Genomic DNA, 22,349 nt, shown 5'->3' with positions numbered 1-22,349 from the left:
TGAATCGGATGCTCCGCTCGGTCACGACTTACCCGCAATCCACAGGCTAGCGAAGACGAGCGCCACGATGCCAACCAGGAAGATCGCCAGGCCCTCGGTGGACGGGCCGTACCGGCCGAGGTTGAACCCGCCCGGGTCCTGGTCGTGCTTCAGGGTCTCCTGGATGTACGCGATGATGTCGGCCTTCTGCTCCGGCCGGAGCTGGTTGTCACCGAACACCGGCATGTTCTGCGGGCCGCTCAGCATCGCCGCGTAGATCTGCCGGTCGGTCGCCGGGTGCAGGCTCGGGGCGAACTTGCCCGAGGAGAGGGCGCCGCCACCGCCACCGAAGGCGTGGCACTGCGAGCAGTTGATCCGGAACAGTTCACCGCCGGAAGCGACGTTGCCGCTCTCGCGGAGGTTGTCGCCCTCCGGGACGATCGGGCCGCCGCCGAGCTCCTGGATGTACTGGGCCAGCTGGCGGGTCTGCTCGTCGGTGAAGAGCGGGGGCTTGCGGTGCGCCTGGGCCTCCTGGCGGGCCAGCGGCATGCGGCCGCTGCTGACCTGGAACTCGACCGAGGCCGCTCCGACGCCGATCAGGCTCGGTCCGCGGCCCTCGACGCCCTGGGCGTTGCGTCCGTGGCAGGTCACACAGCTCACGTCGAACAGCGCCTTGCCCTCGGCGGCGGCGCCGGTCAGCGGCGGGTTGTCCTGCGCCTGCGCACCGGGGGCGAAGACGGTGTAGGCGCCGCCGGCGAGCATCAGCGCGGCGAACAGCCGGACCGCGGCGCCCAGCCGGCGGCGGCCCCTGCTGCGCGCGGCCGGCCGCTCGCGCAGCCGCGCGAGCAGACCGCGTCGGCGGTCGTTGTCAGAAGTCATGAGCTGTGTCCTTAACCGGTTGGACCTTGTCTCAGGGGACGAAGCAGCGGCGCGGTACGTGACGCGCCAAGATCACTGAAGCCAGTAGATCATGGCGTACAGCCCGATCCACACGACGTCGACGAAGTGCCAGTAGTACGACACGACGATCGCCGAGGTCGCCTGCGCCGGGGTGAACCGGCCCATGGTGGTACGGACCATGAAGATGATGAAGGCGATCAGGCCGCCGGTCACGTGCAGGCCGTGGAAACCGGTGGTCAGGTAGAACATCGAGCCGTAGCCGTCTTCGTTGATCTTGACGCCCTCGTGCACCAGGGTGCGGTACTCGTTCACCTGGCCGAGCACGAAGATCAGGCCCATCACGAAGGTGATGGTGAACCAGCGTCGTAGCGCGTGGACGTCACCCTTCTCCGCCGCGAAGACGCCGAGCTGGCAGGTCACGGACGAAAGCACCAGGATCACCGTGAACGTCGTCGCGTACGGGATGTTCAGGTGCTCCGTGTGCTTCTCCCACTGCTCCGGCGCAGCCGCGCGGATCGAGAAGTACATCGCGAACAGCGCCGCGAAGAACATGAGTTCGCTGGAGAGCCACACGATCGTCCCGACGCTGACCATGTTCGGTCGGGTCAGAGAGTGGATCCGGCTCTTGTCAATGGCTGGGGCCGCAGTCACGCCGTCATTATTGCCCCTGACCGGGGCCGGCGATCAGCGGGGTGGCAAACCTGCGCCTTCCGTGGCCCGAGCGTCAGGGTCCGGTTCGCCTGGCCTAGCCTGAAAAGCGTGCTGCATGTCGATCCGATCTTCGCCGCCACCTCGGCGGTCCCGGCCGCACTGCTCGCGGCCCCGCCAGCGCTGGCCGCCGGGAGCGAGGCGACGCCGCCCCCGTTCACCGTCGGCGCGGTGCTGACCGAGACCCGGCTGGACAGCTGGCTGGCCGTCGGCCTGGTACTCGCCGCGGGCCTCTACCTCTACGGGGTGCACCGGCTGCGCATCCGCGGCGACCGCTGGCCCGTCACCCGTACGGTGTTCTTCCTCGGCCCCGGCCTGGGCGGCATCGCGCTGGTCACGGTCAGCGGGCTGCACGCGTACGACACCGCGCTGCTGTCGGTGCACATGGTCCAGCACATGGTGCTGTCGATGGTGGCGCCGATCTTCCTGGCGCTCGGCGCACCCATGACGCTGGCCCTGCGGACCCTGCCGGTCCGGGCACGCAAGCGCCTGCTGGCGCTCGTGCACAGCCGCGTCGCCCGGGTCTACAGCTTCCCGCTGGTGGCGTTCGCCATCTTCGTGGTCAACCCGTTCGCGCTGTACTTCAGTGACCTGTACCGCTTCACCCTGGAACACGCCTGGGCGCACGAGCTGGTGCACGCGCACTTCATCATGACCGGCTGCGTGTTCTTCTGGCCGCTGCTCGGCCTCGACCCGCTGCCCGGCCGCTGGCCGTACCCGGCGCGGGCGCTGCTGATGCTGCTCTCCGTGCCGTTCCACACCGTGCTCGGGCTCACCATCATGCAGAGCAGCACGCTCTTCGGCGGCGACTGGTACCCGTCGCTCAACCTGAGCTGGTCCGACCCCTGGAACGACCAGGTCGTCGCCGGCGGCATCCTGTGGGCCGGTGGCGAGTTCGTCAGCGTGACCATGCTCGCGGTGCTGGTGGCGCAGTGGGTCAAGCAGTCCGAGCGCGAGGCCCGCCGGGTCGACCGCGAGCTGGACCGCCAGGAGGCCCGCGAACGCGCCGCCGGCACCCCCGCCTGAGCTGCGCCGACGGTACGCCCGACCGCGGGCGACGGGCGGGATGTCGACTACGTCACGTGGACCGGTACGATCGGCGGGCAGCTACGAGGTGGGAGCCAGTCCAGCCATGAGCGATCGTCAGTGCACCGTCCTGCTCTACAGCGACGACCCGCAGGTCCGTGACCGGATGCGGCTGGCCGTCGGCACCCGGCCCGCGCCCGGGCTGCAGATCGAGTTCGTCGACGCGTCGACCTACGCCGAGACCATCCGGCTGGTCGACGACTACGAGATCGACCTGCTGCTGCTCGACGGCGAGGCCAGCCCGGGTGGCGGCATCGGCATCGCCCGCCAGATCAAGGACGACCGGGACGACGCTCCCCCGACCTGCGTGGTGATCGCTCGCGCCGCCGACCGATGGCTCGCCGCGTACGCCGAGGTCGACGCGACGCTGGTGCACCCCCTCGACCCGGTGACCACCGGCGGCACGGTGGCCGAGCTGCTGCGGACGCACGCACCCGCCTGACGTCCCACTTCCCGGCACCGCCTCGGCGCCGGATGAGCCGGCGCCGGTTCCAGCCCACCCGCACTTCGCACGCTCGGGAGGCCCGTCATGGGCGATCGGACCTGGCCGCACCTGCTCAACGCGCTGCTGCGCGGCGACGAGCTGTCCACCGCCGACACCGCCTGGGCGATGGGCGAGATCATGGCCGGTTCGGCGGGCGCCGCGCAGGTCGCCGGTTTCGCCGTGGCGCTACGGGCCAAGGGCGAGACGTCGGCCGAGCTGGCGGGGCTGGTCGAGACGATGCTGAGCCGGGCGGTCCCGGTCGACCTCCCCGACGAGTTGCGCTCCACCGCGCTGGACGTGGTGGGCACCGGCGGTGACCTCGCGCACACGGTCAACATCTCCACCATGGCCGCGCTGGTGGTGGCCGGCGCCGGGGTCCGGGTGGTCAAGCACGGCAACCGGGCCGCGTCGTCCTCCTGCGGCACGGCGGACCTGCTGGAGTTCCTCGGCGTCCCGCTCGACCTCGACCCGGACGCGATCGTGCGCTGTGTCACCGAGGCCGGCATCGGGTTCTGCTTCGCCGCCCGGTTCCACCCGGGCATGCGGCACACCGGCCCGATCCGGCGGGAGCTGGGCGTGCCCACCGTCTTCAACTTCCTCGGCCCGCTGACCAACCCCGCCCGGCCGCGCGCCGGCGCCGTCGGCTGCTTCGACCTCCGGATGGCCCCGGTGATGGCCGGCGTGTTCGCCGCCCGCGGCGACTCGGTGCTGGTGATGCGCGGCGAGGACGGGCTGGACGAGTTCACCACCGCCGCGCCGACCCGGGTGTGGGCGGCGCAGGGCGGCACCGTACGCGAGGCCGTGCTGGACGCGACGGACCTTGGGGTACCCCGGTCCACCCTGGCGGACCTGCGCGGCGGTGACGCCGCGTACAACGCCGGCGTGGCCCGTCGCCTGCTGGCCGGCGAGACCGGCCCGGTCCGGGACGCCGTGCTGGTCAACGCGGCGGCGGCGCTGGCCACCCAGGGCCCGCTGGACGGCGACCTGACCGAGGCGCTGCGCGCCGGCCTGGACCGCGCCGCCGAGTCGATCGACTCCGGCGCTGCGGCGGACACTCTCGACCGCTGGATCGAGACCGCCACCACCGCCTGACCCGCTCCGGTCGCCCGTACCCGCGAGCGGCGGTGTGCGGGAATTGTCGGACCCGCGTGGGAAACTACAGCCGAGTAGTTCTCCGCTTCCGTTGTGCGTCCGCTGTCGCATCCCGGGGGCGGGTCGCCCGGAGTGAGAGGAGACGCCCGTGTCGGACCGCGAGCTCTACTGCGACGTCTGCGAGGGCGTGGCACCGTTCGAGGCCCCGCCCTGCGTCGACGGTCACGGCACCGACTGCCCCGAGCTGATCTGCACCGGCTGTGGCAGCGCCGTGGTGATCGCCACGTTCGCCTTCCGCGTCACCCGGCTGGCCGACCGCCGACGCCGCCAGCCCGCCCGGCGGCACGCCGCCTGACCCCACCACCCGACCCGTCTGCGCCGCACCCTGGCTCGATCAACTCGGTGTCGCCGGTCTTGCGGTGTCCTGCCGCGCTGTCACACCCAGTTCGGCGATGTGGAGTCGATCACCCGAGCAGGTCGTGCCCGACCAGGCCCGGGCACGACGAAGGCCCGCTCCCCCACCGGGGAACGGGCCTTCGTGCTGCCATGGATCGGCCGTGACGGCGACCGGGTGGGTCAGTGCTCGGCGGTGCGCCGGGTGCCGCTGTAGTACTCGAACAGCAGCCCGCAGGCGGCGAAGATGACCGCCACCAGACCGAGGCCGATCAGCCAGTACTGCCAGAACGCCAGGCCCATGCCGGCCATCGCGGCGGCGAGCGCCAGCCCGAACGGCCAGTAGCTGCCGGGGCTGAAGAAGCCGACCTCACCGGCGCCGTCGGAGATCTCGGCGTCCGGCCGGTCCTCCGGGCGCAGGTCGATACGGCGCGAGACGAACCAGAAGAAGCCGCCGCACATCGTGCAGAGCAGGAAGGACAGCAGCAGGGCGACAGTGCCCACCCACTCGACGCCGCCGGACTCACCGGCCGTCCAGGCGCCGTAGAGGATCGCGGCGCCGAACAGGAACGTGGCGATGATCAGGAAGATACGCCATTCGGTCTTCATGCCGCCGCCTCAGCTTCCCGTGCCGGCCGGAGCGCTGTCCGGGTTGAAGTTGCTCTGCGTCCGCCTGGTCTCGAACGGCTGCGTGGTCTCCGCGTACGGCTTCTCACCGATGGCGGTCAGCGCGTCCTGGGTGGACTTGCCGCTCTGCTTGGCAGCCAGGAACTGGTCGTACTTCTCCGGCGAGACCACCCGCAGCTCGAAGTTCATGAACGCGTGGTAGCTGCCGCACAGCTCGGCGCAGCGGCCGACGTAGGCGCCCTCGCTCACCAGGCTGGAGACCTCGAACACGTTGCGGATCTTGCCCGGCATGACGTCCCGCTTGAACAGCAGCTCCGGCACCCAGAAAGAGTGGATGACGTCGCGGCTGGTCTCCTCGAACCGGATGGACCGGTTGGTCGGCAGCACCAGCACCGGGATGACCTCACTGGTGCCGAGCGTCGACGCGGTGGTGCGGGCTTCCGTGCCCTGGCCGTCGCGGTAGTTGAACTGCCAGTTCCACTTGAACGCGACGACCTCGACGGTGACGTCGGGGTTCTTCGACAACTTGTCCACGTCGGTCTGCACGATCGCCGTGTAGTAGAAGAGCACGGAGACGATCAGGATCGGCGCGATGGTGTAGAGGAACTCCATCGGCATGTTGTAGCGAGTCTGCACCGGCAGCGCGTTGCCACGCTTGCGGTAGCGCACGACGCACCAGAAGATCAGACCCCACACGAAGACGCCGACCGCGAGCGCGGCGATGCAGGAGGCGATCCACAGGTCGTACATCCGCCGGGACTCGGCCGAGATGCCGCCCTGCGGCCAGCCGAAGCCGTCGAACGCCTGACCGACGTCACAGCCTGTGAGCAGGACCAGCAGCGCCACGCCACCGAGACCGAGCCCGGCCAACCGACCAGCACCGCGCCGTCGGCGTCCACCGACCCCTCGGGAAGCGCTGTGCCGTACGGCCGACGGCCGTACCTCCGAACTCCTTGCGACCACCTGGTCCTGCCTCCCTAGCGCGCCGCGGTGCGTCTTTCCTCAGCACCGGCGGCAAAGGCGTCACCGACGGTCGCAGATTACTCGACCATGACGGACTCGGCCGTGGTGGGGTCACTGTCCGCCCCCCATTGGGGGGATCCTAGGCATACCGCCGCGATAGCGTGTTGGTCTGTGAGCGCATCCCCGGTCTACCTGGACGCGGCGACCGCCGCGCCGATGCATCCGGTCGCCCGGCAGGCGCTGCTGGCCGCCTTCGACGACGGCTGGGCCGACCCGGGCAAGCTCTACAGCCAGGCCCGCCGGGCACGGCAACTGCTCGACGCCGCCCGCGAGGCCACCGCGCAGACGCTCGGCGTCCGCGCGGACGAGCTGTCCTTCACCTCCAGCGGTACGACGGCGGCGCACGGCGCGGTGCTCGGCGGCCTGGCCGGGCGGCGTCGGGTCGGGCCGACGCTTGTGCATTCGGCGATCGAGCACTCCGCGGTGCTGCACGCCGCGGAGCGGCACGTTGCGGCGGGCGGCGTCGCCAACCCGGTGCCGGTCGACCGGCTGGGCCGGCTGGACCTGGCCGCCTGGTCGGACGCGGTCCGGGCTCCCGGGGTCGCGCTGGCCGCGCTGATCACCGCCAGCCACGAGGTGGGCACCGTGCAACCGGTCGCGGAGGCGGCCGCCGCCTGCGCCGACGCCGGGGTGCCGCTGTACGTCGACGCCGCGCAGTCGGTCGGCCGGGTGCCCCTGCCGGCGGGCTGGTCGGTGCTCACCGCCAGCGCGCACAAGTGGGGTGGTCCGCCCGGGGTGGGGCTGCTGGCGGTCCGCAAGGGCACCCGCTGGGAGTCACCCTGGCCGGCCGACGAGCGGGAGGGCGGGCGTACCCCCGGCTCGGTGAACCTGCCCGCGGTGGTGGCGGCGGCGGCGAGCCTGCGCGCGGCGGCGGCCGACGCCGCGGCCGAGGAGACCCGGCTGGCGCCGCTGGTGGACCGGATCCGGGCGCGGGTCCCGGCGGAGGTGCCGGACGTGGAGGTGGTCGGCGATCCGGTGCTCCGGCTCCCCCACCTGGTCACGTTCTCCTGCCTGTACGTGGACGGCGAGGCGCTGCTGCACGCGCTGGACCGGCGGGGCTTCGCGGTGTCGTCCGGCTCGTCCTGCACCTCGTCCACGCTGCGCCCGTCGCACGTGCTGGAGGCGATGGGGGTGCTCTCCCACGGCAACGTCCGCGTCAGCCTGCACCGGGAGACGACCGAGGCGGACGTCGAGCGGTTCCTCGCCGAGTTGCCCGGGATCGTCGCCGGGCTGCGCGCCGAGGCCGGGGTGGTGGGGCTGTGACGATGCCGGACGAGGTGCTCGACTGCCGTGGTCAGCGCTGCCCGCTGCCGGTGATCGCGGCGGCCCGACGGATGCCCCAGGTGCCGATCGGCACTGTGGTGCGGGTGCTCGCCGACGACCCGGCCGCGGCCGTGGACATTCCCGCCTGGTGCCGGATGCGCGGCCAGGAGTTCGTCGCCGCCATCACGGGCCCGGACGGCCCCGCCTACGACATCCGCCGAACCCACTGACCAACATCCCCGCCCACCCATGATCGTTGGCGGCTGAGCTGGGCGGCACGCGGCCCCGGCAGCTGCTGAGCAGCCAACGATCATGGAGGACGTTTCGAGCGTTACGGCAGGAGGTGCGGGCGGATCTCGTCGGCGGCGGTGTCGCCGTAGGACTCGGCGAGGCGCTTGACGAACAGGTCGCGGCGGACGTCGTACTCCTGGGTGCCGACGGTCTCCAGGACCAGCGTGGCCAGCAGCGAGCCGACCTGGGCGGCCCGCTCCAGGCCGAGGCCCCAGGAGAGCGCGGTGAAGAACCCGGCCCGGAAGCCGTCGCCCACACCGGTCGGGTCGACCGCCCGGATCTCCCGCGCGATCGGCACGTGGATCGGGTCCATGCCGCGCCCGGCGATCTCCACGCCGTGCTTGCCCAACGTGGTGACCCGCACCTTGACCAGCTCCAGCAGCTGGTCGTCGCTCAGCTGCGCCTTGCTCTGCAGCAGGGACTTCTCGTAGTCGTTGGTCATCAGGTACTCGGCGCCCTCGATCAGCGCCACCACGTCCTCACCCGGCATCCGGGCGAGCTGCTGGGAGGGGTCGGCGGCGAACGCGTACCCGCGGGTGCGGCACTCGGCGGAGTGGCGCAGCATGGCCTCCGGGTCGTTGGCGCTGACCAGCACCAGGTCCAGCCCGCCGAGCCGGTCGGCGACCGGGGCGAGCTCGATGTTGCGCGCCTCACTCATCGCGCCGGCGTAGAACGACGCGATCTGGCACATGTCGGTGTCGGTGGTGCAGACGAAGCGGGCGGTGTGCGCCACCTCGCTGATGTGCACCGAGTCGCAGTCCACACCGTGCCGCTCCAGCCACGAGCGGTAGTCGGCGAAGTCGGCGCCCACCGCGCCGAGCAGCACCGGGCGCAGCCCGAGCTGGCCCATGCCGAACGCGATGTTCGCCGCCACCCCGCCCCGGCGGAGCACCAGGTCGTCCACCAGGAAGGAGAGCGAAACCTTGTGCAGCTGATCGGCGATGAGCTGGTCGGCGAAGCGACCGGGGAAGCTCATCAGGTGATCGGTGGCGATCGAGCCGGTCACGGCGATCTTCATGTCAACCCTCGGGGTCGGGAGCAGGGCGCGGTCAGACTACCGGCCCGGCCACCCGGTGGTATCCGGTCGGTCGGACAACGGTGATCGGCCGGCTCGGGGACCACTTTCACCCGCACACGACGACGGGGCCGTCCCACAGGACGGCCCCGTCGTGATGGTGCGTGGTGCGGACGACTCAGTTGAACGAGTCGCCACAGGCGCAGGAGTTGCCCGCGTTGGGGTTGTCGATGGTGAAGCCCTGCGCGTCGATCCGGTCAGCGAAGTCGATCGTCGCACCGGAAAGGTACGGGGCGCTCATCCGGTCGACGACGACCTCGACACCACCGAAATCGGTGACGACGTCACCGTCGAGCGAACGCTCGTCGAAGAAGAGCTGGTACCGCAGGCCGGAGCAGCCGCCCGGCTGCACCGCGACACGGAGCCGCAGGTCGTCGCGGCCCTCCTGCTCGATCAGAGCCTTGACCTTCTGCGCCGCGACGTCGGTGAGGACGACGGAAGTAGGGGCCTTGGCCTCGGTCGACTCGGTCTGCGCTGGCGTGGTCACGTGGAAGTCTCCCTGCGCGGTATTGGGTCCGGACGCACTGGCCAACGCCGCGCGCCGTCCAGTGATTCCCGGTGTGGTCCTTTTCCGATCGTACGCCGCCGCGGCCGGGCTCACCCGCGTGGCGTGACCCCCGCCGCAGGTCGGCCCGGTCGTGGCCGCGTACCGCGACCACCCGGAGCGCTCAGCGGCTCCACTGCCGGGCCAGCCGGGCGCCCAGCTCGCGCAGCCCGTCCACCGGCCGGCTCAGCGCGGCGGCGAGCCCGCCGCCCTCCTCCCCGCCGAAGTGCTCGACCAGGCTGTACGCGTCGGTCACCCCCGCCGCGGCGGCCTCCCGCCGGCCGGTGCTCACCTGGCCGGCCACCACCACGCAGGGAACCCCCCGGTCCCGGGCGGCGCCGGCCACCCCGGCGACGACCTTGCCGCGCAGCGACTGGTGGTCGAAGGACCCCTCGCCGGTGATCACCAGGTCGACGGTGTCGAGCGCGGCGTCCAGCCCGGTGGCCCGGGTGACCAGGCCGATGCCCGATTCGCAGCCGCCACCCAGGGCGAGGATGGCCGCGCCAATGCCGCCCGCGGCCCCGCCGCCGGGCAGCGCGCCGAGCCCCGCCGGGCAGCCGGGCAGATCCCGCTCCAACACCGTCGCGAAGTGCTCCAGTGCGGCGTCGAGCAACAGCACGTCGGCCCGGTCGGCACCCTTCTGCGGGCCGAACACGTTGCTCGCGCCGTGCAGGCCGAGCAGCGGGTTGTCCACGTCGGTGGCGGCGACCAGGCGGACCCCGCGCAGCCGGGGTGCGCCGTCCAGCGCGACGGCCCCGGCGAGCGCCGCCCCGCCGTACGGAAGCGCGGCGCCGGCGGCGTCGAGCGGGGTCACGCCCAGCGCGGCCAGCATCCCGGCGCCGGCGTCGTTGGTGCCGGAGCCACCCAGCCCGATCACCACCGTCCGGGCCCCGCTCTCCACCGCGGCCGCGACGAGCAGGCCCAGCCCGTAGGAGGTGGTGGTCTTCGGGTCACGTTCGGCGCCGGTGAGCAGGTGCAGCCCGCACGCCTGGGCGCTCTCCAGGTAGGCGGTCGCGCCGTCGGCGGTGAGCAGGATCTCACCGGCCGCCGGCCGGCCCAGCGGGTCGACAGTCCGTACCGCCACCCGCCGGCCGCCGAGGGCCTCGGCGAGCACCTCCACGAAGCCCGGCCCGCCGTCGGCCAGCGGCCGGATCAGCAGGTCGTCACCCTCGGCGACGGTGCGCCAACCGGCAGCCACCGCGGCGGCCACCTCCGGTGCGGGCAGGGTGCCGGCGAACTTGTCCGGGCAGAGCAGCACACGCATGCCGAGCAGTGTGGCAGCCCACACCAACGGAAGCCGCGCCGCGCCCGCGCTGTGGGACCATGGATCACGTGACTTCGACCTGGGTGGAACCCTCCAACACGGCGACGGCTCTGCTGCTGCTCGGCCGGGGCAGCGACCCCGACACCGAGCGCGGCGTCGAGTGTCCGGGCGATCTTCCGGCGCCCAGCGATCCGGATCTGGTGGCCCGCGCCGCGGCGGCGAAGGCGAAGCTGGGCAGCAAGGTCTTCGTGCTGGGGCACCACTACCAGCGCGACGAGGTGATCCAGTTCGCGGACGTGACCGGCGACTCGTTCAAGCTCGCCCGCGAGGCCGCGGCCCGCCCGGACGCGGAGTACATCCTCTTCTGCGGCGTGCACTTCATGGCCGAGAGCGCCGACATCCTCACCACCGACACCCAGCGGGTGATCCTGCCCGACCTGGCGGCCGGGTGCTCGATGGCGGACATGGCCGTGCTGGGCCAGGTCGAGGCCGCCTGGGACACGCTGACCGAGCTGGGCATCGCCGGCGAGACCGTGCCGGTGACGTACATGAACTCCTCGGCCGACATCAAGGGCTTCGTCGGCCGTAACGGTGGCGTGGTCTGCACCTCCTCCAACGCCAAGCGCGCCCTGGACTGGGCGTTCGAGCAGGGGTCGAAGGTGCTCTTCCTGCCCGACCAGCACCTGGGCCGCAACACGGCCGTGCTGGAGATGGGCCTGTCCCTGGACGACTGCGTGCTCTACGACCCGCACAAGCCGGGCGGCGGGCTCACCCCCGAGCAGCTGCGCGACGCCAAGATGATCCTGTGGCGCGGGCACTGCTCGGTGCACGGCCGGTTCACCCTGGACAGCGTCAACGACGTACGGGAGCGGGTACCCGGGGTCAACGTGCTGGTCCACCCGGAGTGCCGGCACGAGGTGGTCACGGCCGCCGACCACGTCGGCTCGACCGAGTACATCATCAAGACCATCGAGGCGGCCCCCGCCGGGTCGGCGTGGGCGCTCGGCACCGAGCTGAACCTGGTCCGCCGGCTGGCGCTGGCACACCCGGACAAGCAGGTCATGTTCCTGGACAAGGCGGTCTGCTACTGCTCGACGATGAACCGGATCGACCTGCCGCACCTGGTGTGGGCACTGGAGGAGCTGGTCGCCGGCCGGGTGGTCAACCAGATCACGGTGGACGCCGACACCGCGTACCACGCCCGGGTGGCGCTGGATCAGATGCTCGCCCTGCCCGGCGCGGACACCCCGCCGCCGGCCACGGTCTGATCACGATCCGTAGTGCCCTTGGTACGCAAAAGTGCCGGATCACCGATTAATGCCACACACGCCGATGTGACCGAGTCCTTTTTCGTCACCGAGGGCTATGCTGCCGGAGCGACGACGCAAGCGGGCCGTTTCGATATGGCCGCATCCGGGGTAGCGAAAGGGTTCACGCTCCCCACCATCAACACGGCAGCACCGACGCGCTGGAGGTTGCGTTGACCGACGACGTCCTGGTCGTGCACGGAGGCACTCCGCTTGAAGGGCGGATCCGCGTGCGCGGCGCGAAGAACCTGGTTTCGAAGGCGATGGTCGCCGCGCTGCTCGGCGACAGCCCGAGCCGGCTGTTCGACGTGCCGAAGATCCGCGACGTCGAGGTGGTCCGGGGTCTGCTCGGTCTGCACGGCGTCAAGGTCACCGACGGCACCGAGGACGGCGAGCTCGTCTTCGACCCGGCCAACGTGGAGAGCGCCAGCACCGACCAGATCAACGTGCACGCCGGCTCCAGCCGGATCCCGATCCTCTTCTGCGGCCCGCTGCTGCACCGGCTCGGGCACGCGTTCATCCCGGACCTGGGCGGCTGCCACATCGGCCCGCGCCCGATCGACTTCCACCTTCAGGCGCTGCGGGAGTTCGGTGCCACTGTCGACAAGCGGCCCGAGGGTCTGCACCTGTCCGCGCCGAACGGCCTGCACGGCACCAAGTTCGCCCTGCCGTACCCGAGCGTCGGCGCCACCGAGCAGGTGCTGCTGACCGCTGTGATGGCCGAGGGCGTCACCGAGCTGCGCAACGCCGCGGTGGAGCCGGAGATCATCGACCTGATCTGCATCCTGCAGAAGATGGGCGCGATCATCAAGGTGCACACCGACCGGGTGATCGAGATCCAGGGCGTACCGAAGCTGCACGGCTACACCCACCGGCCGATTCCGGACCGGATCGAGGCGGCGAGCTGGGCGGCCGCCGCGCTGGCCACCCGCGGTCACGTCGAGGTGCTCGGCGCGCAGCAGGCCGACATGATGACCTTCCTGAACATCTTCCGGTCGGTCGGCGGCGAGTACGAGGTCACCGACGCCCGTCCGCCGAAGCTGGGCGACCCGGGCCAGGAGGGTGGCATCCGGTTCTGGCACCCGGGCGGCGAACTGAACGCCGTGGCGCTGGAGACCGACGTGCACCCCGGCTTCATGACCGACTGGCAGCAGCCGCTGGTCGTGGCGCTGACCCAGGCCCGCGGGCTGTCGATCGTCCACGAGACGGTCTACGAGCAGCGGCTGGGCTACACCGAGGCGCTCAACTCGATGGGCGCCAACATCCAGGTCTACCGGGACTGCCTCGGCGGCACCCCGTGCCGCTTCGGCCGTCGCAACTTCAAGCACTCCGCGGTGATCGCCGGGCCGAGCAAGCTGCACGCCGCCGACCTGGTCATCCCGGACCTGCGGGCCGGTTTCAGCCATCTGATCGCGGCGCTCGCGGCCGAGGGCACCTCCCGGGTGTACGGCGTCGACCTGATCAACCGGGGCTACGAGGACTTCGAGGCGAAGCTCGCCGACCTCGGCGCGCACGCCGAGCGTCCGTAACCTCCACCACCTTCCGTTCGCCCCCGGTGCACCGCGATGTGCACCGGGCGCGGACCGTTGGCTACCCTTGCCGCGTGCCGTCGCTCTTTCGCCGCAAGTCCACCGACCTCGTCGACGAGGCCGTCTCCTCGGTGACTCCCGAGGAGACCGCCGAGCGGCCCCGGGGCTACACCCCGGCCAAGGGTCGGGAGACGCCCAAGCGGCCGACCGCCGGCCGCCGCCCGGCCGGCCCCACCCGCCCCCTCACGAAGGAGGAGGAGCGGGAGCGCCGCCGCCAGCTGCGCGCCGAGGCCGCCTCCGAGTTCCGCCGCGAGGGCGGCCCCCGCGACCGCGGCCCGGAGCGGCTGCTGGCGCGCAACGTGGTCGACTCCCGGCGTACCGTCGGCACCTGGTTCTTCGGTGGTGCCCTGATCGTGCTGATCGGGTCGAACGCGGCGATGCCGCCGCTGGTCCGGCTGATCTCCAACGTGCTCTGGGGCGCGCTGGCACTGGGTGTGGTCGTCGACTCGGTGCTGATCTGCCGCAAGATCGGCAAGCTGGTGCGGCAGCGCTTCCCGAAGACCGACCAGCGGATGGGCTCGCTCTACCTGTACGCGGTCATGCGGTCGATCACCTTCCGGCGGATGCGCGCCCCGGCTCCTCAGGTCAAGCTCGGCGACAAGGTCTGACACCGGCACGCGAGCAGGCGCGGCAGTAAGCGGCCGCAAAGCGTCCCGGGGTCGGTTGTTCGTTGTAGCGTACGGATGGTCCACCGTGCTGAACGCAGCACAGGTGTTCCTCATGCCGAACGTTGATCCAATGGAGCGAACGCATGCCTCCCGAACCGGCCGCCCCGCTCGCCACGATCGCCGCCGCCCTGCGCCGGGAGCGGGACCGGGTGGGCATCTCGCTGACCGAGCTCGCCCGGCGGGCGGGTGTCGCCAAGTCCACCGTCTCCCAGCTGGAGTCGGGGACCGGCAACCCGAGCGTGGAGACGCTGTGGGCGCTCGGCGCGGCGCTCGGTGTGCCGTTAAGCCGGCTGGTGGAGCCCGCCGACGACGGCGTACGGGTGATCCGCGCCGGGGACGGCCCCCAGGTCCGCTCCGAGCAGGCCGACTTCACCGGGACGCTGCTCAGCGCCGGAGCGGCGCACCTGCGTCGGGACATCTACCTGATCGAGTTGGAGCCGGGCGCGATCCGGGCCGCCGACGGGCACACCCCCCGCAGCGTCGAGCACGTGGTGGTCGCTGCCGGCCGACTGCGGGTGGGCCCCGAGTCCGGCACGGTCGACCTCGGCCCCGGCGACTACGCGACGTTCCCCGGCGACGCTCCGCATCGCTACGAGGCGCTGGTCGCCGGCACTTTCGCGGTGCTCGTCATGGAACACCCCTGACCGGCGCGGGATCCCGCCCGAGCCGAGCCGCCGACAGGTGAGGTATCGTCGGAGGCCAGATTCGGTTATCAACCCAAATGTCCGAAACCATAGGATAACGTTTGCGTCCGTGGGCGGCGCCACAGTGGCGGTGAGCGAGCCCACGCCGTTACCCTCCATCCGCAGCCACGCCCTGCCGAAACGGGCGACCTGACCGGCACGCGAGGCCCAGCGCGACAATCTGCAACGAGGTGACAAACGCCGTGAGCGAGCGGACGCGAGCCGGCCACCGGGGCGTGGCAGGCGGCGACCGGACGCCCGGCGGTCACCGGGGCGCGAACGCGGACCACCGACCTCTTGCGTTGATCGGCCACCTGGGCGGGTGTGGCGACGGGCTCGGCGGATGAACGGCCGCTACACCGACCGGTGGCGGGACCCGAACGAGCCGTCCTGGGTGGTCGAACCGACCACCGAGTGGCATCCCCAGTTCCCCGGCCAGCGCTATCCCGGCGACATCGGCATGTCCCACCAGCCGCCCCCGCCGCCGCGCGGCCGGGCGACAGTTGTCGGCCGCACCGAGGTGCCGCCACTCGCGCCCACCCGCCCGGACGGCACCTACCTCGGCCGGTCCTGGGCCGACGAGGAGCCGGACGAGACGGCTCCCTACGGCCGATCCTGGTCCGACGAGGAGCCGGCCGGGGCGCCGGCCCACGGCAGATCCCGGGGCGACGAACGCCCGGTCGAGACGTCCGCCTACGGCCGGCCGGACGGGGCCGACAGCCGCCACTACGACCATGAGCCGTACCGCCGGCCGCTGCCCGAGCCACCTCGGCGCGACGACCGCCGCTCCCCCGAGTCCGACCGGCGGACCGCCTGGTCCGAGCGGCGTCCGAGCGACGAGCGGGCACCGGCCCGCGAGGCGGCCTGGCACCGGGACCAGCCCGCCGAGCGGTACGACAGCCGCCGACCGCGACACGACCCGGCCGATCGGGAACGGGGGTACCCGGGCGCGCCACCGGTGTCCCCCGCACCCCGGGCCGAACCCGGCTGGGTGCAGGAGCCGGAGGAGGCGCCGCGCCGGCGCGGCACGCAGGAGCGCCCGGCCGCCGGATACGACCGGCACCCCGCCGACGGGTACGCCGTCCGCCCCACCCGGGGCCACGAGGACCGCCCGGCCGACGGCTGGGCCGCTGGCGGGGCCGGCCAGTGGGCACCCGTGGAGGGACGCTCGCGGTACCCCGCCGAGGGGTACCCCGATCGTGCCGCCGACGACACCCGCCGCTCCGACCGGGTGTCCGACACACGGCGCCCGGAGCGGGTCAGCGACGATGCCCGCCGCCCGGAGCGGGTTGCCGACGACACACGGCGCCCGGAGCGGGTTGCCGACGACGCCCGACCGGCGGCGCGGGCCCGTGCGGACGCCGGCGTCGGCGCGCCCGCCGAGCGGCGGTACCGCCCGGACGAGGCGGTCGGCGCACCGCAGACACCGGACGGTGGACGACGGCACCGGCCCGAGCCGGAGATGCCGGGACAGCCGCGCCGGGACGACGAGCGGCGCCGGACAGCCGACCCGCACCGGCAACAGCCCCGCGAGGCGGCGGCCCGCGCCGAGGCGTACCCGGACCGGCGCCCCCGCGAGGAGACCCGGCCGGAGGCGTACCGCGACGAGGCGTACCGCGAGGCACGGCCGCAGCCCGGCCACCGCCCGGACGGCGGCCTGCCCTGGCCACCGCCGGGTCCGGTGCGTCCGGACCGCACACGGGAGCCGGGCCACCAGGGCGATGCGCACCGCACCGCCGACCCGCGCCGCACCGCCGACCCGCGCCGCACCGCCTCCGAGGCGGGCGGCCCGTCGCGGCCGGCCACCCGGCCAGAAAGGCCGCCGGCCGCGCCGTCCCGCTACGACGAGCGACAGGTACGTCCCGCCGCGGCGGATCCACGGACACCGGCCACCTCCGGCCGGGCCACCCCGGTCCCGCCGGCGCCCGTCTCCCCGGCCAGCCCGGGCACCGGCCGCCCAGCCCCGGTCCCGCCGGTATCCCCGGAGCGACCGGTGTCACCGGCATCCGGCTCCCCCACCGCACCGGGCCGGGACCGGCCGATCTCGGCCGCCCCGACCTCCCCCGCGCCGGCGGACCACGAGCGCCGAACGGCCGACCACCTCCCGCCCGCCCGCCCGGATCGAAACCAGCCGGTGTCGGCCGCCCCGGTGTCCCCGGCGGCGGACGTACCCGTCTCGGGTCCGCCGGCCGCCCGACTCCGGCTGGAGTTCCTGCCCGCACCGGTGGACCCGCCGCTGTCCGACGAGCACCCGGACCCGCCGGCGTCCCCCGAGCGCCGGACGCCGGCCGAGCCGACCCCGCCGGAGCAGCCCGCACCGGCGGCGGACGCGCGCCCGCCGGTCGCACCGCCGCCCACGTGGCAGGCCTCGGGTTCTCCGCCCGCCCGGCCGGTCCCCACACCCACGGCTCAGTCAGCCACGGCTCGAACACCCATGGCGGATGCCGAGCCGGCGCTTCCGGTGGCGCCGGGCATGCCGCGCCGCTACGTACCCCCGCCGCCGTCGGAGCCACCGGTGGCGCCCGCTCCGGATCCGGTCGAGGCTCCGGTCACCAAAGGGCCGGCCGCCTGGTTCAGCCCCGCTCAGGAGGTGGAGTCCGACCAGGAGGAACCGGAGACGGACCGCCGGCCAGCCGAGGCGACCGACGACGATCGGACGCCCGACCCGCACCCGGACCACACGCTCGAGCCGGCCGCCATGGCGTCGCCCCCCGAGCCCCAGACCCGGCCGGTTTCCGCACCGCCCGCGCGACCGATCTCCGCACCACCGGCCTACCCGGTCTCCGCACCACCCGCCTACCCGGTCTCCGCACCACCGGCCTATCCGGTGTCGGCACCACCGACCTACCCGGTGTCGGCACCACCGGCCTACCCGGTGTCGGCACCACCGACCTACCCGGTGTCGGCACCCGCAGAGCAGCCGGTCTCCGGTGCGCCCCGCGGCTCGGCGGACGATCTGCTCGACGAGGCGCAGCCCAGCGCCGAGCCGACACCGGCGGAGGCCCACCTGTCGGTCTCCGGCGCGCCGAGCACCGCCGGAACACCGCACCAGCGCACCGACCCGGCGCCCGCCGAGACCGACCCCGACGGCTCCGGATCCCCGGCCACGCCGGGCCACGACGAACCCGACGGTTGGGCGGCCGAGCGCCTCGCCGAGCCGGAGCCGCTGGACCGGCAGACATCCGCACCGCCGGCATCGATCGACGCCCACCAGCCGATCCCGGCACCGCTGGACCGGCCGGTCTCCGCGCCGCCCGCACGCGACAGGGGCCTGGCCGAGCGCGCCCCGGTGGACGAGGTGCGCTCCGCGCCGGACGAGCCGGCCGGTCGGAGCAGTCCCGAACCGATGGCCGGTTCGCTCACCGACGACCCGTCCGCCGTCGGTGAGCAGTCCGCCCGACCCGCGCCGTCCGACCACGACCCGGACGAGCCCGTCTCGACGGAGCCCGCACGGCCGGACTCGCCTGCGCCCGCCTCCGCCACGCCCGTAGCGTCGACGTCCGCGGCACCCGTGTCCGCGCCGCCGGTCTCCGCACCGCCCGTCTCCGCACCGCCCGTCTCCGCACCGCCGATCTCCGCACCGCCGGTCTCCGCACCGCCGGTGTCCGCGCCGCCCGTCTCCGCGCCGCCCGTCTCCGCGCCGCCGGCCGCAGCCGTTCCCGGTCCGCGGAGCGGGTCAGCCGACGAGGGCGTGCCGGTGTCCGCGCCACCCGACACGGCGCCGCCGGCGACCCGCCGGCCACTGGCCGAGCAGGGCGACCCGGAGCAGGTCCTTGCCGCGTACCGGTGGCGGCTGGACCCGGTCACCCTGCGCGAGGACCTGACGGAGCCGGACGACATGCGGGCGATCCGGCGGCGGCTGACCGAGAAGCTGGGCTCGGCCATCGACAACCGGGCCCGGGCCCGGCTGCTCAGCCTGCGGGCGGTGACCTCCCGGATCCTGAACGAACTGGACGACGCGCTGGCCGACGGCCGGCTCGCCCTCACCTACGCCGAGGCCACCGGCGAGCTGCGACGGACGGCGCTTGCCCAGGCCCGGCTGGCCCATGTGCTGCGCTGGCGTGGTGACTTCGCCGAGGCCGACCAGCTCTTCGCCAAGGCCAACTCGGTCGAACTGCCCGACCGGCTGCGGGCCGCCCTGCACGAGCACGCCGGCCGCGCCTGCTACGACCAGGGCCGGCTGATGGAGGCCTGCCACCACTTCGAACAGGCCCTCGACCTGCGCGGCGCCGGTGACGCCGACCTGCTGGACCGGATCCGGGTGGCCCTCGACGCGGTCGCCACCCGGGCCGCGGCGGACGGCTTCGGGCCGTACCCCCGGAGTCGGGACGAGGTGCTCGACCGCGACCGACCCCCGATGCCCGGCCGCGACGGACCGCTGTGGGGGTACACCGACCCCGACGGTGACCTGGTCATCCCCGCCCGCTACGCCGAGGCGCAGCCGTTCCACGACGGGTTGGCCTGGGTCCGCCGGCCGGACACCGACCGGTGGTCGCTGATCAACCTGTTGGGTACGACTGTGATCCCGCCGTCCTACCGCGCGGCCCGCCCGTTCAGCGACGGCCTGGCCTGGGTCGTCACGGACGGCGGCTGGACGGCGATCGACGCGACCGGCGAGGTGCAGGTCCCGCCCAACTTCGCCGAGGTACGCCCGTTCCGTCGCGGGGTGGCCGCGGTCCGGCGCGACGGTTGGGGGGCGGTCGACCGGACCGGCCGGATCGTGGTGCCCACCCGCTACCACGGCTTCGCCACCGAACTGGCCGACGGCCAGCAGATCGACGGGTTCACCGACGAGGGCCTCGCCGTGGTCGACGTGGGCGGCCGGCGTGGCGTGGTGGACCGCAGCGGCACGGTGCTGGTGCCACCGGCGCACCCGATGCTGGTCATCCACCCGGTGGCGTTCCTGGTCGGCAACGGCACCGGACGCTGGGGTGCCCTGGACCGACGCGGCGAGCCACTCATCGACCCGGTGCACCGCGACCGCGCCGCCGTGCTGGCGGAGATCGACCGGCTGCTCACCGACGCCAACCCGGTGCTCTGACCGGGGTTCGGCGACCCAGAACCGGCGGGGCTAGGGTCGGGTCATGGAATTCCGACACCTGGGCCGTTCCGGCCTGATGGTCAGCGAGATCTCGTACGGCAACTGGATCACCCACGGTTCGCAGGTCGAGGAGGACGCCGCGTTCGCCTGCGTCCGGGCCGCCCTCGACGCGGGGATCACCACCTTCGACACGGCCGACGTGTACGCCGGCACCCGGGCCGAGGACGTGCTCGGCCGGGCGCTGCAGAACGAGCGCCGCGAGGGCCTGGAGATCTTCACGAAGGTCTACTGGCCCACCGGTCCCGGTCGCAACGACCGCGGCCTGTCCCGCAAGCACATCATGGAGTCGATCAACGGCTCGCTCCGCCGGCTGCGCACCGACTACGTGGACCTCTACCAGGCCCACCGGTACGACCACAGCACGCCGCTGGAGGAGACGATGGAGGCGTTCGCCGACGTCGTGCACTCCGGCAAGGCGCACTACATCGGCGTCTCCGAGTGGACGGCGGCGCAGCTGCGTGCCGCCCACCCGCTCGCCCGGGAGCTGCACATCCCGCTGGTCTCCAACCAGCCTCAGTATTCGATGCTCTGGCGGGTCATCGAGGCCGAGGTCGTGCCGGCCAGCGAGGAGCTGGGCATCGGCCAGATCGTCTGGTCGCCGATGGCGCAGGGCGTGCTCTCCGGCAAGTACCTGCCGGGGCAGCCGCCGCCGGCCGGCTCCCGCGCCACCGACGAGAAGTCCGGTGCGGGCTTCATCTCCCGGTTCATGACCGACGAGGTGCTGACCCGGGTTCAGCAGCTCAAGCCGCTCGCTGAGCAGGCCGGGCTGAGCATGGCCCAACTCGCGGTGGCCTGGGTGCTGCAGAACCCGAACGTGTCGTCGGCGATCATCGGCGCGTCCCGCCCCGAGCAGGTGCACGACAACGTCAAGGCGGCCGGCGTGAAGCTCGACGCCGAGCTGCTCAAGGCGATCGACGAGATCGTCGACCCGGTCACCGAGCGGAACCCGGCCAAGACCGAATCCCCCGCCCAGCGTCCATAACCCCCACCCCCACCCCGCCCCCCGGCGCCCCCGCCGGCCCCGCCGGCCTCGTCGATCTAGGGCATATCGCTGCCAATGGAGATCAACAAGCGGCGATAAGCCCTAGATCGACGGGGCGAGGGGCGGGGGGAGGGGGGAGGGGGGCGGGGGGGCGGGCGCGGGGGGGGTTAGTTTTGCCAGAAGCGGATTAGGTCTAGGCCGGTGGCGTAGAGCCACGAGGGCAGGCCCAGCAGGTCACCGATGGCGAAGACCGCGTCGAAGAACCAGCCGCCGATGCGCGGGTTCCACAGCAGCGCGAAGAGCAGCAGGAAGCCGTACGGGGCGAACAGGTCGTACATCCGGCGCCACTGCGGGTTGAGCCACGGCTGGATCATGTTGCCGCCGTCCAGGCCGGGGACCGGTAGCAGGTTCAGCACGCTCGCGGTGAGCTGGAGGAACGCCAGCAGCGCCACCCCGGCCCAGAACTCGACCGGACCCCCCGTCTGGATGCCGATCCGCAACGCCGCCACCAGCACCAGCGTGAACAGCACGTTGGTCGCCGGCCCGGCGAGGCTGACCAGTGTGTGCCGCAACCGGCCCGGAATGGCGTGCCGGTCCACCCACACCGCGCCGCCGGGCAGGCCGATGCCGCCGAGCAGCACCACCACCACCGGCAGCACGATCGACAGCAGCGGGTGGGTGTACTTCAACGGGTTGAGCGTCAGGTAGCCGCGGTGGGCGATGTCCCGGTCGCCGGCCCGGAAGGCCACCACCGCGTGCGCGTACTCGTGCAGGCAGAGCGAGACCAGCCACCCGGAGACCACGAAGAGGAACACGTCGAACCGGACACTGCCGTACCCGTTCCAGGCCAGCACCCCGCTGACCGCGAAGAGGGCGACCAGGCCGAGGAAGACCGGGCTGGGCCGGAACGCCGCCCTGGGCACGCCCAGCACCAGCCGCTCCCCGCCCGGCCGGTCGTAGCCCATCACTCGGCCGTGGGCAGCAGGCTCATCCGGTACTCCAGGCGGTCGTCCTCCACGAGCGCGACCGAGGTGACGCCGGACGCCGCGAGCTCCCGCCAGGTTTGACCGATCCAGGATTCGGCGTCGGCCTGGCTGCCGAACGACTCCGCCGGTCCCTCGACCGTCTGGCCGTCCGTGCCCTCGTACCGCCAGCTCCACGCCATGCCGCGTCTCCCCTCGCCGCTGAAGTCCCCGTGGGACGAACCCTCGCCAGCGTAGTCGGCCCGACCCGGAACGGCCGCTCGCTCGCCCCGGCCGCGACCCATGGGCTGATCAACGCATCGGCGGC

Annotated in this window: 21 protein-coding genes; 12 read left to right on the top strand and 9 right to left on the bottom strand. The window is 73.0% G+C overall.

Annotation, left to right across the window (positions count from 1 at the left end; genetic code table 11):
* Nucleotides 1–21: 21 nt before the first annotated feature.
* On the bottom strand, nucleotides 22–858 hold the full coding sequence (gene qcrC, locus GA0070607_RS20705) for a cytochrome bc1 complex diheme cytochrome c subunit (protein WP_089019678.1): 837 nt from the start codon (nucleotides 856–858) through the stop codon (nucleotides 22–24).
* 72 nt (nucleotides 859–930) lie between these two features.
* On the bottom strand, nucleotides 931–1,530 hold the full coding sequence (gene ctaE / locus GA0070607_RS20700; protein WP_074313173.1) for an aa3-type cytochrome oxidase subunit III: 600 nt from the start codon (nucleotides 1,528–1,530) through the stop codon (nucleotides 931–933).
* Nucleotides 1,531–1,638: 108 nt separating this feature from the next.
* Between ctaE and GA0070607_RS20695 the strand changes: the two genes are divergently transcribed.
* The 4 genes from GA0070607_RS20695 to GA0070607_RS20680 all read left to right on the top strand — a co-directional run bounded on the left by GA0070607_RS20695 (nucleotide 1,639) and on the right by GA0070607_RS20680 (nucleotide 4,604).
* On the top strand, nucleotides 1,639–2,613 hold the full coding sequence (locus GA0070607_RS20695; RefSeq protein WP_089019677.1) for a cytochrome c oxidase assembly protein: 975 nt from the start codon (nucleotides 1,639–1,641) through the stop codon (nucleotides 2,611–2,613).
* Between the two features lie 106 nt (nucleotides 2,614–2,719).
* Nucleotides 2,720–3,115 carry a response regulator gene (locus GA0070607_RS20690; protein ID WP_089019676.1) on the top strand — a complete coding sequence of 132 codons (396 nt, stop codon included), beginning with the start codon at nucleotides 2,720–2,722 and terminating at the stop codon, nucleotides 3,113–3,115.
* Nucleotides 3,116–3,202: 87 nt separating this feature from the next.
* Nucleotides 3,203–4,249 carry an anthranilate phosphoribosyltransferase gene (gene trpD, locus GA0070607_RS20685; protein WP_089019675.1) on the top strand — a complete coding sequence of 349 codons (1,047 nt, stop codon included), beginning with the start codon at nucleotides 3,203–3,205 and terminating at the stop codon, nucleotides 4,247–4,249.
* A gap of 148 nt (nucleotides 4,250–4,397) precedes the next feature.
* Complete coding sequence (locus GA0070607_RS20680) at nucleotides 4,398–4,604, top strand: hypothetical protein (RefSeq protein ID WP_089019674.1); 207 nt, start codon at nucleotides 4,398–4,400, stop codon at nucleotides 4,602–4,604.
* A gap of 221 nt (nucleotides 4,605–4,825) precedes the next feature.
* Here the strand turns inward: GA0070607_RS20680 and GA0070607_RS20675 are convergent, their stop codons facing one another.
* Together GA0070607_RS20675 and ctaC are read right to left on the bottom strand one after the other, a co-directional pair.
* Nucleotides 4,826–5,251 carry a cytochrome c oxidase subunit 4 gene (locus GA0070607_RS20675; protein WP_089019673.1) on the bottom strand — a complete coding sequence of 142 codons (426 nt, stop codon included), beginning with the start codon at nucleotides 5,249–5,251 and terminating at the stop codon, nucleotides 4,826–4,828.
* Between the two features lie 9 nt (nucleotides 5,252–5,260).
* Nucleotides 5,261–6,232 carry an aa3-type cytochrome oxidase subunit II gene (gene ctaC / locus GA0070607_RS20670; protein WP_089019672.1) on the bottom strand — a complete coding sequence of 324 codons (972 nt, stop codon included), beginning with the start codon at nucleotides 6,230–6,232 and terminating at the stop codon, nucleotides 5,261–5,263.
* A gap of 171 nt (nucleotides 6,233–6,403) precedes the next feature.
* Between ctaC and GA0070607_RS20665 the strand changes: the two genes are divergently transcribed.
* Together GA0070607_RS20665 and GA0070607_RS20660 are read left to right on the top strand one after the other, a co-directional pair.
* Nucleotides 6,404–7,555, top strand: coding sequence for a cysteine desulfurase family protein (locus GA0070607_RS20665; protein WP_089019671.1), 1,152 nt, complete (start codon nucleotides 6,404–6,406; stop codon nucleotides 7,553–7,555).
* Nucleotides 7,552–7,785 carry a sulfurtransferase TusA family protein gene (locus GA0070607_RS20660; protein WP_089019670.1) on the top strand — a complete coding sequence of 78 codons (234 nt, stop codon included), beginning with the start codon at nucleotides 7,552–7,554 and terminating at the stop codon, nucleotides 7,783–7,785. The genes GA0070607_RS20665 and GA0070607_RS20660 overlap by 4 nt, the downstream gene beginning before the upstream one ends.
* Nucleotides 7,786–7,886: 101 nt before the next feature.
* Here GA0070607_RS20660 and GA0070607_RS20655 read toward each other — a convergent pair whose 3' ends face one another.
* From GA0070607_RS20655 to GA0070607_RS20645, 3 genes are all read right to left on the bottom strand, one after another.
* Nucleotides 7,887–8,864 carry a carbohydrate kinase family protein gene (locus GA0070607_RS20655; RefSeq protein ID WP_089019669.1) on the bottom strand — a complete coding sequence of 326 codons (978 nt, stop codon included), beginning with the start codon at nucleotides 8,862–8,864 and terminating at the stop codon, nucleotides 7,887–7,889.
* A gap of 175 nt (nucleotides 8,865–9,039) precedes the next feature.
* Nucleotides 9,040–9,408 (bottom strand): iron-sulfur cluster insertion protein ErpA, encoded by a 369-nt coding sequence (gene erpA / locus GA0070607_RS20650; RefSeq protein ID WP_074313193.1) that lies wholly within the window; start codon nucleotides 9,406–9,408, stop codon nucleotides 9,040–9,042.
* A gap of 181 nt (nucleotides 9,409–9,589) precedes the next feature.
* A complete protein-coding gene (locus GA0070607_RS20645; protein WP_089021978.1) occupies nucleotides 9,590–10,729 on the bottom strand; it encodes a glycerate kinase family protein in 1,140 nt (379 codons plus the stop codon).
* Between the two features lie 68 nt (nucleotides 10,730–10,797).
* On the opposite strand from GA0070607_RS20645, the gene nadA reads away from it, so the two are divergent.
* The 6 genes from nadA to GA0070607_RS20615 all read left to right on the top strand — a co-directional run bounded on the left by nadA (nucleotide 10,798) and on the right by GA0070607_RS20615 (nucleotide 21,059).
* On the top strand, nucleotides 10,798–11,997 hold the full coding sequence (nadA, locus tag GA0070607_RS20640; RefSeq protein ID WP_089021977.1) for a quinolinate synthase NadA: 1,200 nt from the start codon (nucleotides 10,798–10,800) through the stop codon (nucleotides 11,995–11,997).
* A 212-nt stretch (nucleotides 11,998–12,209) separates the two neighbouring features.
* Entirely contained in the window at nucleotides 12,210–13,565 is a 1,356-nt protein-coding gene (gene murA / locus GA0070607_RS20635) for a UDP-N-acetylglucosamine 1-carboxyvinyltransferase (RefSeq protein WP_074313195.1), read from the top strand.
* A gap of 74 nt (nucleotides 13,566–13,639) precedes the next feature.
* Nucleotides 13,640–14,233 carry a DUF3043 domain-containing protein gene (locus GA0070607_RS20630; protein WP_089019668.1) on the top strand — a complete coding sequence of 198 codons (594 nt, stop codon included), beginning with the start codon at nucleotides 13,640–13,642 and terminating at the stop codon, nucleotides 14,231–14,233.
* A 143-nt stretch (nucleotides 14,234–14,376) separates the two neighbouring features.
* Nucleotides 14,377–14,937 carry a helix-turn-helix domain-containing protein gene (locus GA0070607_RS20625; protein ID WP_089019667.1) on the top strand — a complete coding sequence of 187 codons (561 nt, stop codon included), beginning with the start codon at nucleotides 14,377–14,379 and terminating at the stop codon, nucleotides 14,935–14,937.
* 382 nt (nucleotides 14,938–15,319) lie between these two features.
* On the top strand, nucleotides 15,320–20,017 hold the full coding sequence (locus GA0070607_RS33470) for a WG repeat-containing protein (protein WP_231930079.1): 4,698 nt from the start codon (nucleotides 15,320–15,322) through the stop codon (nucleotides 20,015–20,017).
* A 43-nt stretch (nucleotides 20,018–20,060) separates the two neighbouring features.
* Complete coding sequence (locus tag GA0070607_RS20615) at nucleotides 20,061–21,059, top strand: aldo/keto reductase family protein (protein WP_089019666.1); 999 nt, start codon at nucleotides 20,061–20,063, stop codon at nucleotides 21,057–21,059.
* Nucleotides 21,060–21,226: 167 nt separating this feature from the next.
* Here GA0070607_RS20615 and GA0070607_RS20610 read toward each other — a convergent pair whose 3' ends face one another.
* Together GA0070607_RS20610 and GA0070607_RS20605 are read right to left on the bottom strand one after the other, a co-directional pair.
* Nucleotides 21,227–22,024: a site-2 protease family protein gene (locus GA0070607_RS20610; protein ID WP_089019665.1), complete on the bottom strand. Its 798-nt coding sequence runs from the start codon at nucleotides 22,022–22,024 to the stop codon at nucleotides 21,227–21,229.
* On the bottom strand, nucleotides 22,024–22,224 hold the full coding sequence (locus GA0070607_RS20605) for a hypothetical protein (protein ID WP_089021975.1): 201 nt from the start codon (nucleotides 22,222–22,224) through the stop codon (nucleotides 22,024–22,026). The genes GA0070607_RS20610 and GA0070607_RS20605 overlap by 1 nt, the downstream gene beginning before the upstream one ends.
* Between the last annotated feature and the right edge of the window lie 125 nt (nucleotides 22,225–22,349).

This window comes from Micromonospora coriariae, assembly GCF_900091455.1.
Classification (GTDB): domain Bacteria; phylum Actinomycetota; class Actinomycetes; order Mycobacteriales; family Micromonosporaceae; genus Micromonospora; species Micromonospora coriariae.
Note: the sequence above shows the minus strand (reverse complement) of the source record. Positions and strands in the feature narration are given on the sequence as shown.